We start from the raw sequence: 12,758 nt of genomic DNA on the forward strand, positions 1-12,758 counted from the left end.
GGGACCTCGTCGCTGTGGTCCCTCCCGTGAATCACACCGCCCGGCTCAGCGGGAATCGCCGCATGAGTCGTACTCCGCAGGACTTGGTATAAGCCAATAGCTCGACGAGCCCAGCCCAAAATAGACCATGAAGTGCGTATAAAACAAATCCGGACGAAGTCCAGAAAACATTCCTTGATTGTATTTCCAAAACACACAGAAGAGCAAGCCACAGATAGTAAACACCACAGAGCGCTTCACATCGCGCACAACGAAAGGCGCCACAGCATAAAACAGCAGCTCTATCGACAAGGACCAAGCTGGAAGGTTAAGAATATATGTCGATCCATTATGGCTTGCCGTTCCAAATGGAGCGATAAAAACATCTGATGGCGCTAGACTAATATGGCTAAATACATCTATGCCTACTATCAATACATTACTTACAACGACAGCGACAGTCGACGCTGTAGGCAGCTCCATTGCTCGGGAAAACACTTGATGGACCAGACCGGTTGGCCACAAAATCAATATGCTAACAGCGTAAATTGGCCATAACCTGATAACACGGTTCAGATAGTATCTTTTAACGCTGCCATTCCCAACATACACCTCGTTCAGGGCATATGCCGCATAATATCCAGATATGATGAAAAAGCAAAACACCGCCATTCCCGGATCAAATGCTGGGAAAAACGGCACACTCCCAAGATGAGACACAACCACAACCAAAGACAAGTAAAGCCGCAAGAAGCCCATTTGCTAAATCCGCAAAGTTTGCGAAAAACTTATTTGTATTATCCAATAACACGGCAACTGGACGGAGAGCAATTCAATCCCTCTGGACCGTTAAAGGTCGCAACGCATGAGTGATTGCTTGCGTAATGGCGGTCAGGCGACGGTGAAGATGCGCCAGCTCAAGGCCCGGATGGCGTCCGGGCGGGCCTCTGGGTGGATCGACCGTGCCGCCACCCCGTTCCAGGGATGGAGCGGCAACCGGCGCGGGCAGGCCCGGCCCCTTTCGTTATGACGACAGCACCAGCATTCCAAGGATGACGAGGGCCAAGCCGATGAAATACTTGATGCCCAGCGTTTCATTGAAAAAGAACACGCTCGCGACCGGAACAATGATCAGCGCCAGCGACGCGAACGGATAGGCGCGGCTCAACGGAACTTGACGAAGGATCAGAACCCAGACCAAGGTCGAAAGACCGTACGTCGCCAGAGCGGAAATGAAATAGTAATCGCTTATGAGATGCCGGATCAACGCTGTCCCATCAAGCCCGTTGATCCGGATGGCGGTAAACTTGAACAGGATCTGCCCGGCGGAAAGCAGGGCAGAAAAGGCCGCAAGCATAAGTATCTGAGAAATCGTCATGCCAATCACTCTTCCAAAACGACCCTGACGGCAGCAATCTTCCGGGCGCGCGTCGGCGGGGACCGGTGCGCGCCCCTCCGGTCGCTCGTTACAGCGGCTTGCGGGCGAGAACCGGCAGGCTCCAATTCTCGGTGAGGAGAATGCCGTACTCCGGCACCGACTCCTCAAGGAAGCGGATGTCCGTGAAGCCGGCCGCCCGGAGGTTGGCCTCCACGTCCTTGCGGCAGAAGACCCGCATCTCCAGGGTCTGTCCCGGACCGCCGTGGAAAACGGGATCCCGGTACAGCTCGTACTCGCCGTCGGCGGTCTGCCCGACCACGAGGTAGGTCTCGCCCAGCTTGGCAACCGTGAAATCGCTCAGCTGGGGGTAATGCTCGACCGTCTGGTCGTCCAGGGTGAACGGAACCGTCAGAATCAGCCACCCGCCGGGCTTCAGCAGGTCGAAGGCACCGGCGAACGCCTTCAGGGCAGGGCCAAGCGTGTGCTCGAACACGTCGGTGGAGATCAGGAAATTGCTGGATCCTTGAAGGGCGGCCGGGACGTTCTCGATGTCGAGAAGCGGCTCCTGGTGGTAGAAGGTGTTGGTGTAGCTGAATTTTTCCCGAAGGGGCTCGGCATAGCCGACCCAGTCGCTCAGGCCCTTGCCGACCACCGCCGGATCCTGCGGGAACTCCGGCAGAGGGATTGAGCGGCCATACAGAGCGGTGCTCAGCAGGTGGATGATCGACCGCATGCGGACGGTCGAGCCGCAGCCTTCGCAGGACGCGGTCTCCCGGCCGATCTTGTCGCCGGTGCAGACGATCCGGGTGCCGCAAACGTTGCACTGGAACTCGACCCGCCGGGCGGGATCCGGCCGGAAAATCTCACCGCGCGGGGCGGCCGTCTCACCGGCCTCCACGCCGGCGGCGCGCGTCGCGACGGCGTCCTTGTTGCTGGGCCCGGCATCGCTGGCCAAGGCGGCTTGCGTTTCCATCGTCGTGTTCTCGGCCAGAGGTGAAGGTGCCGGACGCCCCGCCATCAGCGCGTCCCGTTCCGTGATGAGGGCGACCACCTCGGTCTGCAGGGCGGTCGCCTGGGCGAACATGGCTTGGTACTGGGCCATGGCCGTTTCGATCTGCGCTTCGGCCGTGGCCTTGAATTCGGTGTAGACCTTCTGCATCTGGAGTCCCTGCTCCAGATAGGTCGCGGCGTTGCGGCTGGCTTCCTGATGTTCGTTGAGGAGCCGGACGCGGTCGCCGAGCGCCTCGAACAGCGCGTAGAGCGCCGCCTTCTCCGCCTCGGGCAAGCGGCAGAGCTCGAGCAGGAAGTCCGGCACCGCCTCGCCGACCGCGACGACGCCCAGACCGTAGCCAAAGGGGAAGTTCAGGGTGGGGTAGCGTTCCCGGATCTCCTCCCAGAAGCGCCAGACGCCGAAGTCGCCGGTGCGCACCTCGGTGTCGTGCATCAGGATGACGCCGGACCGGCTCATCTTCGGCAACCAAGTCTCGAAATCGTGGCGCACCGCCTCGTAGGTGTGCAGGCCGTCGATGTGCAGCAGGTCGATCGAACCGTCCTCGAAGCGCGGACGCGCGTCGTCGAAGGACTCCCGGAGCAGGGTCGAGAAGCCGCCGTAGAGCGGGTCGTGATGCGCCCGCAGGACGTCGTAGGTGTCGCGGGCGTAGGCACCGGTCTGGTGGTCTCCGTCCCAGTGGTCGACCGCGGACAGGCGGGTGCCGGTGCCGAAGGCCGCCGCCCCCTCGCAGAAGGCGCAGTAGGAGGCGCCCTTCTGCGTCCCCAGCTCGACCAGCCGGCCGGGACGCAGCAGGTCCATCAGCAGGAAGGCGAAGGGGATGTGCATGTGCCATGTGCTTTCCGGCAACCAGCCGGGCGTCCGGAAGATCGACGGCCGGCCGAGCAGGTCCGCGACGGCACTGGAAACGGGGTGAGACATGCTGTTCCTCGAAAGACGGGCCGCTCAGGGCGCCAGGAAGCGGGCCTTGATGGCGTCCACGATGCGCCCGCTGGCGTGCCCGTCTCCATATGGGGACTCGCCCCGCGCCATGCGACGATAGGCCTCGGCGTCGCGCAGCAGCTCCCGGCCGTGCCGGAGGATGACGTCGGCGTCGGTGCCGATCAGCCGGACCACGCCGGCCTCGATCGCCTCCGGCCGCTCCGTCTCGCGCCGCAGGACCAGGACCGGACGCGCCAGGGCCGGCGCCTCCTCCTGCACGCCGCCGGAATCGCTGAGGATGAGGTGGGCCCGCTTCATGGCTGCGACGAATCCGCCGTAGGGCTGCGGCTTGACAAGGTGGATGCGCGGGTTGGAGCCGAGCGTCTCATGGGCGACGCCCGTGACGTTCGGGTTGGGGTGGACCGGCCACAGCACCTCGATGTCGTCGTGTTCCTCGACCAGCGTGCGGATTGCCCGGCAGATGTCCTGGATCGGCTCCCCGAAATTCTCGCGGCGGTGGACCGTCACCAGCACCAGCCGCCGGTCGGGGGCGATGGCGACGGGTAGAGGCAGATCCTGGGCTGCCACCATGTGCAGCGCGTCGATCACCGTGTTGCCGGTGACGACGATGTCGCCGTCGGGGACCTTCTCGTCCAGAAGATGCCGGCGCGCGCTCGCCGTCGGGGCGAAGTGCAGCGTGGCGATCCGGCTGGCGACGATCCGGTTGAACTCCTCCGGGAAGGGATTCTGCATGTCGAAACTGCGCAGCCCCGCTTCGACATGCAGGAAGGGCACCTGGCGGTAGAAGCAGGCGGTCGCCGCAGCCATCACCGACGTCGTGTCGCCCTGGGCGATCACCATGTCCGGGGACGTGTCGCCGATCACCCGGTCCAGCCCCACCAGGGCGCGGGCCGTCAGGTCGGCCAGCTTCTGGTTGGGCTGCATCAGGTCGAGGTCGACGTCGGGCGCGATCCCGAACAGGCTCAGCACCTCGTCGGCCAGTTCCCGGTGCTGGGCGGTCGCCACCACCACCACCCTGGCCCAGGGTTCCCGGCGCAGCGCGAGGATCACGGGCGCCATCTTGATGGCTTCCGGCCGGGTGCCGACGATGCAGAGGATGGTCTTGGTCATGGGGTCGCTTCGATCCGGGAAAGCTGGGGCAAAGGCTGGGGCGGTTCAGACGGACTGCGGGGCTTCGGCTTCGCGGTACTTGTGCGGTGTCCAGGCTCCCCACTTCTGCTCATAAAGACGCTTGTTCTCCTCGAACAGCTTCTGCCGCCGTTCCAGCCCCAGGGCGTTGAGGCTGGCCGACAGCTCATGGTGGACGAAGACGTCGTCCGCGATCACCACCGTGAATCCGGCGTCGCGCGTCCGACGGCAATAGTCGTCGTCCTCGAACATGCCAATGCCGAAGATCTCGTCAAGCTCACCGACCGCCTCGAACACCGCGCGGCTGAACATCACGCAGAAGAAGGCCACCGTGTCGGACGGCAGCCTCCGGCCGCGGCGCGCCTCCACATAGGGGCGGGACGCGGCGCACATCGCTTCGTGCCCGTCGTAGGCGATCTCGATCCGGGCCTCGTTGCCGATGTTGTTCGTCACCGGCCCGACCATGCCGATCCTTGGGCCGATCGCCGGGTCGCGGCGGAAGTGGCGCAGCAGGTCGAAGATCCAGCCACGCGTGACCTGGGTGTCGTTGTTGAGCAGGACCAGGTAATCGCCGGTGGCGACGCGCAGCCCCGCGTTGTTGCCGCCGGAGAAGCCGAGGTTGCGGTCGTTCAGCACCAGCTTCACCCAAGGCCGGTCCTTGGCGAAATCGACGAGAAGGTCGCGCACCGCGGTCTCGGGCGAGGCGTTGTCGACCAGGATCAGCTCCAGGTTGGGGTAGTGGCTGTTGGCCGCGATGCTGTCCAGGCAGCGCCGGGTCAGCTCCAGCCCGTTGTAGACCAGGACGACGACGCTGACCTTCGGGAAGAAGGGAGCAAGCGCCTCGTCGAACTGGGCGATGCGGGCCGACCAGGTCTGCGCCTTGGCGTAGGCGATGCGCTCCTCGACCAGCCGAGGGTCGTCGTGCACCGCCATGGCCTGACCCAGCTTGGCGATGAAGTCCTGATGGTCCTCGCCGACGAAGACCAGCCCGTCGCGGCCGATCCGGATCTCCGGCATCGCCGTCCCGACCATCGGCCGGCCGGTGGCGAGATACTCGTACATCTTCACCGGGTTGGTGTTCAGCGTCAGCTCGGTGATCAGGAAGGGAATGATGCAGACGTCGAAGCCGTGCGCGTATTCCGGCAGGATGGCGTAGGGGATCTCCCCCAGAAACCGGACGTTGGGGAGATTCCGCGCCGGGGAGATGTCGGAGCCGTGCGAATTGCCGATCAGCACAAAGTCCCAGTCCGGGTAGGCCTGGGCGGAAGCCACCAGCAGGTCCACGTCGAACCAGTGGTCGATCGCCCCGAAATAGCCGACGACCGGCCGCTCGCTCAATCGGCGCACGGGACGGTCCGGCCTGCGCAGGAAATGAGTCACGTCGCAGGCGTTGCGGATCAGCGTGTTCTCGCGCAGACGCCCGACGATCTCCGACAGCCCCGCCGCGGTGGTCAGCACGAGGTCCGCCTCGTGGATCAGCCGATCCTCCTCGACCAGCATGGAGGACTCGTTGTTGAGGAAGCCCGGATGGTAGTCCATGCAGTCGTAGACGGTGAGGTTGCCCTGCATCGCCGTGGCGATCGGCCGCCAGAAGGGCAGGTCCACGATGGACACCGTCGTGCCGACCGCGCAGTTGCGGCGCAGCGCGTCGATGGCGTCGAGCAAGGCCGCCGTCTGTTCCGGCGTCGGCATCTGCTTGTAGATCGACGGCGCCTCGCCGGGGCAGCGGAGCTGCACGACGAACACGTTCTCCTCCGGCTGGTCCCAGAAGAGATAGGGGCGCGCGGTGTCGGCCGGCGCGAAGTCCACCGTCAGGTAGAAGATGCGGTGGCCGCGGCGGGCCAGCTCCAGGGCGAGCTGCTGCGGCCGCTGGTGCCGGAAGGTCCAGTCGATGACCGGAAACACGAAGACGTCGTACGGATGCATCGGGCTGGATTTCATCTTGCGGCCCCGGCGCGCTGACGGACCAGGGCTTCGACCTGGTCGCTGATCTCATGGGTGGGTGGAATCTTGGCGCGCGTCATGAGGTGACGCAGCGTCGCGAGGCCCCGCTCCGGCGACCAGTGGCGGGCCACGAAGTCCAGGCCATTGCGCGCCACGTCCGTCCACAACGCGTCGTCCTCGTAGAGACGGGCGACGGCCTCCACGAAGGCATCGTCCAGCTCCGCGATCAGAGCGTCGCGTCCATTGGTCAGGCCCATGCTTTCCGCGGCGATCGGACTGACGACGGAAGGCAAGCCGAAGGCCATGGCCGTCGCCACCTTGCCCTTCAGACCGGCGCCCCAGCGCAGCGGCGCGATGGAGACGCGCGCTTGGTTCATCTCCGCCCGCAGATCCTCGACATGGCCCAGCACAAGGACGTCCTCCTGCTTCAGCGCGTGGACCGCCGCCCCGGCGTGGCTGCCGGCGATGCGCAGCCGGGCTCCGGGCAGCCGGGCGCGCAGGCGCGGCCACAGGTTGACCACGAAGGCGACCATCGCATCCACGTTCGGAGCGTGGCCAAAGCCGCCCACGAACAGGATATCCCGGCGGCCGGCCGGACCAGGGGAGTCATTGACCGGGCTGGCGATCCAGGGCAGCACCTCGACCAGCGTACCCGGCGCCTCGACGCGCAGGATCTCGCGCTCCACGGCGCTGTGGGTGATGGTCGCATCCACGGCGCGCAGGATCGCCAACTCGGCCACCTTCTCCTGCACGGCTGCCGCGGCGAGAGCGGAATCATCGTAGAGTGCTGCCTGACGCTCAGCCCGCAAGTAATGCAGATCGGCGTTCAAGAGAATGGTTTTCGGCCGGACGGCGAGCCGGCCGATGTGCGGCAGGATCATGGCCGCGACCACATAGCGCACCATGAAGACCAGATCGCACGAGTCCCCGTAGGCTTCGACATAGTCGGCCGCGGACGTGAAGTAGGGCGCACGCACCACCTCCACGCCCATGCGTTCCAGCGCACGGATGTCTTCGCCGCGGCCTTGCGGTATGCGGACCGCGGCGAAGACCACCTCATAACCAAGACGTTGGAACAGCCGGATCATCTCCATGGTGACCACGGAGCCGGCATCGGCGTTGGGATGGGGCAGATCGTGGTCGACCACCAGCACACGGCGCTGCCCGGAGCGCTTCAGGCGGTGGGCGTCGACGGGGTGCGGAGCCGGCTGCGCAGCCAGCAGGGAGGCCCACCGCTCGGCGAAGGTTGCGCGGTTGACGGCCTGGAACCGCTTCATCCCCTGCGAGGGGTCGGTGCCGGCGGTGCCGCCCTCGATGTGAACAACGGCCGACAGCGGCTGGCAGTAGACGCGAAAGCCGGCCTCGCGGATGCGCAGGCAGAGGTCGCTGTCCTCGTAATAGGCCGGGGCATAGCGCCGGTCGAAGCCGCCGAGCCGCCGGAAGAGGGCGGCGGGGACCATGAGGCTGGCGCCCGAGCAGTAGTCGACCTCCCGCGCGTGGGAGAAGGCCGGGTTCTGCGGGTCCCGGTTCCGCCCGAGGTTGGCGGCGGTGCCGTCGCGCCAGACGACGGCGCCGGCCTCCTGCAGGCGGCCGGAGGGATAAATCAGCGCCGACCCGACGGCGCCGGCCTGGGGAAGGACTGCGAAGGCGTCGACCAGCTCGTCCAGCCAACCATCCAGCACCACCGTGTCGTTGTTCAGGAACAGCAGATGGCGCCCGGAGGCCAGTTCCGCTCCGCGGTTGCAGGCTTCGATGAAACCGCCAGCCCGCTCGTTCCGGTGCAGGACGAGACCATCGATGCGTGCCAGCCCGTCCCGGGTTTCCGCGTCCGAGCCGTCGTCGACCACCACCACCTCGAAGCCGTGGCGCGATCGGTGGCGGCTCAGCGCGTGCAGGCAGCGCACGGTCAGGTCCAGCTTCCCGTGGACGGGCACGATGACCGACACCTCGGGCGCCGCCGGGCGCGGCAGCGCGAAGGGCAGCAGGTCGGCGGCGGTTTCCCGGTCGGAGAAGCCGGCAACCGGGGCGATGCGGGTCGCTCTCCGCTCCTCGTGACGGCCGAAGACAGCGTAGTGGACGAGCGGGTTGATGCCTTCCGCAATGATGTCCGGGTTTTCCCGCCGGTAGACGTCCGTCTCGAACAACGGCTGGGGGTCGCGCCCTTCCATCCAGCCGCTGCGCAGATAATGCTCCAGCGGCTCGATCCCCGCCGCCGCGATGTCGGGGTTGCTGTCCTGGTAGAACGTCACGTCGAACAGCGGGTGCGGGTCGCGGCCCTCCTTCCAGCCGTTGCGCAGGTAATGACCGAGCGGCTCGATCCCCGTCGCCGCAACGTCCGGGTTGCTGTTCCGGTAGAACGCCACGTCGAACAGCGGGTGCGGGTTTCGGCCCTCCTGCCAGCCGAAGTCCAGATAATGCTCTAGCGGCTCGATCCCCGCCGCCGCGACGTCCGGGCTGCTGCCCCGGTAGAACGCCACGTCGAACAGCGGATGCGGGTCTCGACCCTCCTGCCAGCCGAAGTTCAGATAATGCTCCAGCGGCTCGACCCCCGCCGCCGCAATGTCGGGGTTGGTCTCCAGGTAGAAGCGGACGCAGAACAGCGGGTGCGGGTCGCGGCCCTCCTTCCAGCCGAACAGCCGGTAGTGTTCCAGCGGGTCGCCCCCCTCTGCCGCCACGTCGGGGTTGGTTTCCTGGTAGAAGACAGGGTCGAACAGCGCCTCGATCCGGGATGTCGACGCGGCTTTGTCCGTTCTGCCGGCGGGCGGGATGGCCACGAACCGGGCCAGCCGAGAAAGAAGCAAAGCGCGCATTGGGTCAACGTTCCGTTCTGTTGCGACGGTTCAAGCCGAACACGTCCTGCTGTACAGCAGGGGCGGCCAGCGAAAAATCCGGACAACGCTCGGAGGCGCCATCCTTCAACCGCTTCGGACCCTGCCGGAGAATTGTGAGGGGAGCAAAGGCGTCGTCTGTATCCGCCCTACTCGGTCAGGCTCAGCAGGTAGCGGCCATACTCGTTCTTCTTCAGCGGCTCGGCGAGGCGGCGCACCTGCTCGGCGTCGATCCAGCCGGAGATGAAGGCGATCTCCTCCGGGCAGGCGATCTGCAGGCCCTGCCGGTGCTGGATGGTGCGGACGAACTCCGCCGCCTCCAGCAGGCTGTCGTGGGTGCCGGTGTCGAACCAGCCGTAGCCGCGGCCCATCTGCTCGACCGACAGGCGGCCCGCCTCCAGGTAGGCGGCGTTGACCGAGGTGATCTCCAGCTCGCCGCGTGCCGAGGGCTTCACCGCCGCGGCGATGTCCAGAACGTCGTTGTCGTAGAAGTACAGCCCGGTGACCGCCCATTTGGAGCGCGGGTTGACCGGCTTCTCCTCGATGCTGAGCGCCCGGCCCTGCGCGTCGAACTCGACCACGCCGTAGCGCTCCGGATCGCGGACGCCGTAGGCGAAGACGCGGGCGCCCTGGGTGTTCTCGCCGGCCGCGCGCAGCAGGCTGGTCAGGCCATGTCCGTAGAAGATGTTGTCGCCCAGCACCAGCGCGCAGCTGTCGTTGCCGACGAACTCGCGGCCGATGATGAAGGCCTGGGCGAGGCCGTCGGGCGAGGGCTGCACCGCGTAGGTCAGGTTGATGCCCCACTGCGACCCGTCGCCGAGCACGGTCTGGAACAGCGCCTGGTCGTGCGGCGTGGTGATGATCAGGATGTCCTGAATCCCCGCCAGCATCAGCGTGCTGAGCGGGAAATAGATCATCGGCTTGTCGTAGATCGGCAGGAGCTGCTTGCTGATCGCCCGCGTCACCGGATAAAGCCGGGTGCCGGACCCGCCGGCCAGGATGATGCCCTTCATGATCGCGCCGCCTGTCGTGGAATCGTCTTAGGATGCGGGGGAGGAAAGCAGCTCGTCCAGCACACGCTCCAGGCTGTCCTCCCAGAGCGGTGCCGCGATGCCGAACGCGGTGCGGATGCGGGTGCAGTCCAGCCGGGAGTTGGCCGGCCGGCGGGCCGGGGTGGGGTAGTCGGCCGTCGCGATGGCCAGCAGCCGCGGGCGCCGGCCGGTGGCCGCCTCCAGCCGCTGGAAGACGCGCTCGGCGAAGCCGTGCCAGGTCGTCTCGCCCGTTCCGGTGAAGTGGTAGGTGCCCCAGGGGACGTCATTGCCGGCGGAAATCCGCCCGGCGATGGTCACGATCGCGGCGGCGATGTCGGACGCCGCCGTCGGCGCGCCGTGCTGGTCGGCGACCACGCGCATCTCCTCGCGCTCGCGCCCGAAGCGCAGCATGGTCTTGACGAAGTTGGCGCCGTGCGCGGCGTAGACCCAGGAGGTGCGCAGGATGACGTGCCGCGGCAACGCAGCGCGCACCGCCGCCTCGCCGGCCTCCTTGCTGGCGCCGTAGGCGCCGAGCGGGGCGACCGGGTCGTCCTCCGTGTAGGGCGCCGGCTTGGTGCCGTCGAAGACATAGTCGGTGGAGATGTGGATGAGCGCCGCGCCGCGCGCCGCGCAGGCCGCGGCGAGGCGGGCCGGGCCATCGCGGTTGACGGCGAAAGCGGCCTCCCGGTCGCCCTCGGCCTTGTCCACGGCGGTGTAGGCGGTGGCGTTGACGACGAGGGCGGGGGCGTGCTCCGCCACCGCCGCCGCCACCGTCTCCGGCCGGGCCATGTCGACCTCCGGCCGGGCCAGCCCGACCAGCTCCGTGCCCGGCGGCCAGGCGGCCCGCATCAGTTCGGTGCCGACCTGCCCGCTGGTGCCGAGGATGAGGATCTTCATGCCGCGTCCAGCCCCAGCCGCTCGCCGCGGTAGGAGCCGTTCAGGATGGCTTCCCACCAGGAGCGGTTCTCCAGGTACCACTCGACCGTCTTGCGCAGGCCGGTCTCGAAGGTCTCCTGCGGGGTCCAGCCCAGTTCGCGGGTGATCTTGGAGGCGTCGATGGCATAGCGCTTGTCGTGGCCCGGCCGGTCGGCGACGAAGGTGATCAGCCGGTCGTGCGGCGCGCCGGCCGGGGCCAGCTCGTCCAGCAACGCGCACAGCGTCCGCACCACGTCCAGGTTGGTGCGCTCGTTGTAGCCGCCGATGTTGTAGCTTTCGCCGATCACGCCCTTCTCCAGCACCAGCCGCAGGGCGCGGGCGTGGTCCTCGACGTAGAGCCAGTCGCGGACGTTGTCGCCCTTGCCGTAGACCGGCAGCGGCTCCCCCTTCAGACCCTTCAGGATCATCAGCGGGATCAGCTTCTCCGGAAAATGGTAGGGGCCGTAGTTGTTCGAGCAGTTGGTCAGGACCACCGGCAGGCCGTAGGTCTCGTGCCACGCCCGCACCAGATGGTCGCTCGACGCCTTGCTGGCCGAATAGGGCGAGTTCGGGCTGTAGGCGGTCGTCTCGGTGAAGAAGCCGTCGTCGCCCAGCGTGCCGAACACCTCGTCGGTGGAGATGTGGTGGAAGCGGAAGGACGCGCGCTCGTCGGCCGGCAGCCCCATCCAGTAGCCGCGCGCCGCCTCCAGCAGGCGGAAGGTGCCCACGACGTTGGTCTGGATGAACTCGCCCGGCCCGTCGATGGAGCGGTCCACGTGGGACTCCGCGGCCAGATGCATGACGGCGTCCGGCCGGTGCTCCGCGAAGACGCGGCGCAGTTCGTCGCCGTCGCAGATGTCGACCTTCTCGAACGCGTAGCGGGGGTTGCCCGCGGCCCCGGGCAGCGAGGACAGGTTGGCGGCGTAGGTCAGCTTGTCGAGGTTGACAACGAAGGCGTCGGTCTCGGCGAGGAGTTGACGGACGACGGCCGAGCCGATGAAACCAGCTCCGCCCGTGACGAGAATACGCTTCATCAAGACACCTGCCCCTTCTCAGAAACACTCGCCCAGTTCGGCAAGCCGCGGGTTCTTGAGATCCTTGTCCGACAGCAAGGCCTTGTCCGCCGCGACCGGCCAGTCGATCCCCAAATCCGGATCGTTCCACAACAGACCGCGGTCATGCGCGGCCGAATAGAAGTTCGTGACCTTGTATACCACTTCGGTATTGGGTTCCAGCGTGCAGAATCCGTGCGCAAAGCCGATGGGAACCAAGATCTGGTTCCACTCCGCGGCGCTGATCACCGCGCTGACATGGCGGCCGTAGGTGGGCGAATCCTTGCGGATGTCGACCGCGACGTCGAGGATGGCGCCGCGGACCACGCGCACCAGCTTGTCCTGGGCGAAGGGCGGGAGTTGGAAGTGCAGGCCCCGCACCGTGCCCACCTCGGCCGACAGGGATTGGTTGTCCTGCACGAAGTCGTAACGCAGCCCCGCCGCCTCGAACGCCTTCTTGCTGTAGGTTTCCGAGAAGAAGCCACGGTGATCACCGAACTTCTTCGGACGGATGATCTTCACGTCGGGAATGTCGAGAGCGATGACGTCCAT

Annotated in this window: 10 protein-coding genes; all 10 read right to left on the reverse strand. The window is 66.3% G+C overall.

Annotation, left to right across the window (positions count from 1 at the left end):
* Positions 1-45 precede the first annotated feature (45 nt).
* A complete protein-coding gene (locus tag FHW79_RS28965) occupies positions 46-738 on the reverse strand; it encodes an acyltransferase (protein ID WP_183182113.1) in 693 nt (230 codons plus the stop codon).
* 265 nt (positions 739-1,003) lie between these two features.
* On the reverse strand, positions 1,004-1,357 hold the full coding sequence (locus FHW79_RS28970) for a 4-amino-4-deoxy-L-arabinose-phospho-UDP flippase (RefSeq protein WP_183182114.1): 354 nt from the start codon (positions 1,355-1,357) through the stop codon (positions 1,004-1,006).
* An 88-nt stretch (positions 1,358-1,445) separates the two neighbouring features.
* Positions 1,446-3,287, reverse strand: coding sequence for a class I SAM-dependent methyltransferase (locus FHW79_RS28975; RefSeq protein ID WP_183182115.1), 1,842 nt, complete (start codon positions 3,285-3,287; stop codon positions 1,446-1,448).
* 24 nt (positions 3,288-3,311) lie between these two features.
* Complete coding sequence (gene wecB, locus FHW79_RS28980; protein ID WP_183182116.1) at positions 3,312-4,418, reverse strand: UDP-N-acetylglucosamine 2-epimerase (non-hydrolyzing); 1,107 nt, start codon at positions 4,416-4,418, stop codon at positions 3,312-3,314.
* A gap of 45 nt (positions 4,419-4,463) precedes the next feature.
* Positions 4,464-6,377, reverse strand: coding sequence for a glycosyltransferase (locus FHW79_RS28985; RefSeq protein WP_183182117.1), 1,914 nt, complete (start codon positions 6,375-6,377; stop codon positions 4,464-4,466).
* A complete protein-coding gene (locus tag FHW79_RS28990) occupies positions 6,374-9,190 on the reverse strand; it encodes a glycosyltransferase (protein ID WP_183182118.1) in 2,817 nt (938 codons plus the stop codon). Before FHW79_RS28990 ends, FHW79_RS28985 begins: the two co-directional genes overlap by 4 nt.
* 167 nt (positions 9,191-9,357) lie before the next feature.
* Positions 9,358-10,221, reverse strand: coding sequence for a glucose-1-phosphate thymidylyltransferase RfbA (rfbA, locus tag FHW79_RS28995; protein ID WP_183182119.1), 864 nt, complete (start codon positions 10,219-10,221; stop codon positions 9,358-9,360).
* A gap of 27 nt (positions 10,222-10,248) precedes the next feature.
* Positions 10,249-11,136: a dTDP-4-dehydrorhamnose reductase gene (gene rfbD, locus FHW79_RS29000; protein ID WP_183182121.1), complete on the reverse strand. Its 888-nt coding sequence runs from the start codon at positions 11,134-11,136 to the stop codon at positions 10,249-10,251.
* Positions 11,133-12,188 carry a dTDP-glucose 4,6-dehydratase gene (gene rfbB / locus FHW79_RS29005; RefSeq protein WP_183182122.1) on the reverse strand — a complete coding sequence of 352 codons (1,056 nt, stop codon included), beginning with the start codon at positions 12,186-12,188 and terminating at the stop codon, positions 11,133-11,135. The genes rfbD and rfbB overlap by 4 nt, the downstream gene beginning before the upstream one ends.
* A gap of 18 nt (positions 12,189-12,206) precedes the next feature.
* Positions 12,207-12,758, reverse strand: a complete 552-nt coding sequence (gene rfbC, locus FHW79_RS29010; RefSeq protein ID WP_183182123.1) for a dTDP-4-dehydrorhamnose 3,5-epimerase — start codon at positions 12,756-12,758, stop codon at positions 12,207-12,209.

This window comes from Azospirillum sp. OGB3, assembly GCF_014192915.1.
GTDB lineage: Bacteria > Pseudomonadota > Alphaproteobacteria > Azospirillales > Azospirillaceae > Azospirillum.

Coding starts and splice junctions, on each gene's coding strand:
- FHW79_RS28965 (WP_183182113.1), bottom strand. CDS start 738: ATGGGCTTCTTGCGGCTTTACTTGTCTTTGGTTGTGGTTGTGTCTCAT.
- FHW79_RS28970 (WP_183182114.1), bottom strand. CDS start 1,357: ATGACGATTTCTCAGATACTTATGCTTGCGGCCTTTTCTGCCCTGCTT.
- FHW79_RS28975 (WP_183182115.1), bottom strand. CDS start 3,287: ATGTCTCACCCCGTTTCCAGTGCCGTCGCGGACCTGCTCGGCCGGCCG.
- wecB (WP_183182116.1), bottom strand. CDS start 4,418: ATGACCAAGACCATCCTCTGCATCGTCGGCACCCGGCCGGAAGCCATC.
- FHW79_RS28985 (WP_183182117.1), bottom strand. CDS start 6,377: ATGAAATCCAGCCCGATGCATCCGTACGACGTCTTCGTGTTTCCGGTC.
- FHW79_RS28990 (WP_183182118.1), bottom strand. CDS start 9,190: ATGCGCGCTTTGCTTCTTTCTCGGCTGGCCCGGTTCGTGGCCATCCCG.
- rfbA (WP_183182119.1), bottom strand. CDS start 10,221: ATGAAGGGCATCATCCTGGCCGGCGGGTCCGGCACCCGGCTTTATCCG.
- rfbD (WP_183182121.1), bottom strand. CDS start 11,136: ATGAAGATCCTCATCCTCGGCACCAGCGGGCAGGTCGGCACCGAACTG.
- rfbB (WP_183182122.1), bottom strand. CDS start 12,188: ATGAAGCGTATTCTCGTCACGGGCGGAGCTGGTTTCATCGGCTCGGCC.
- rfbC (WP_183182123.1), bottom strand. CDS start 12,758: ATGGACGTCATCGCTCTCGACATTCCCGACGTGAAGATCATCCGTCCG.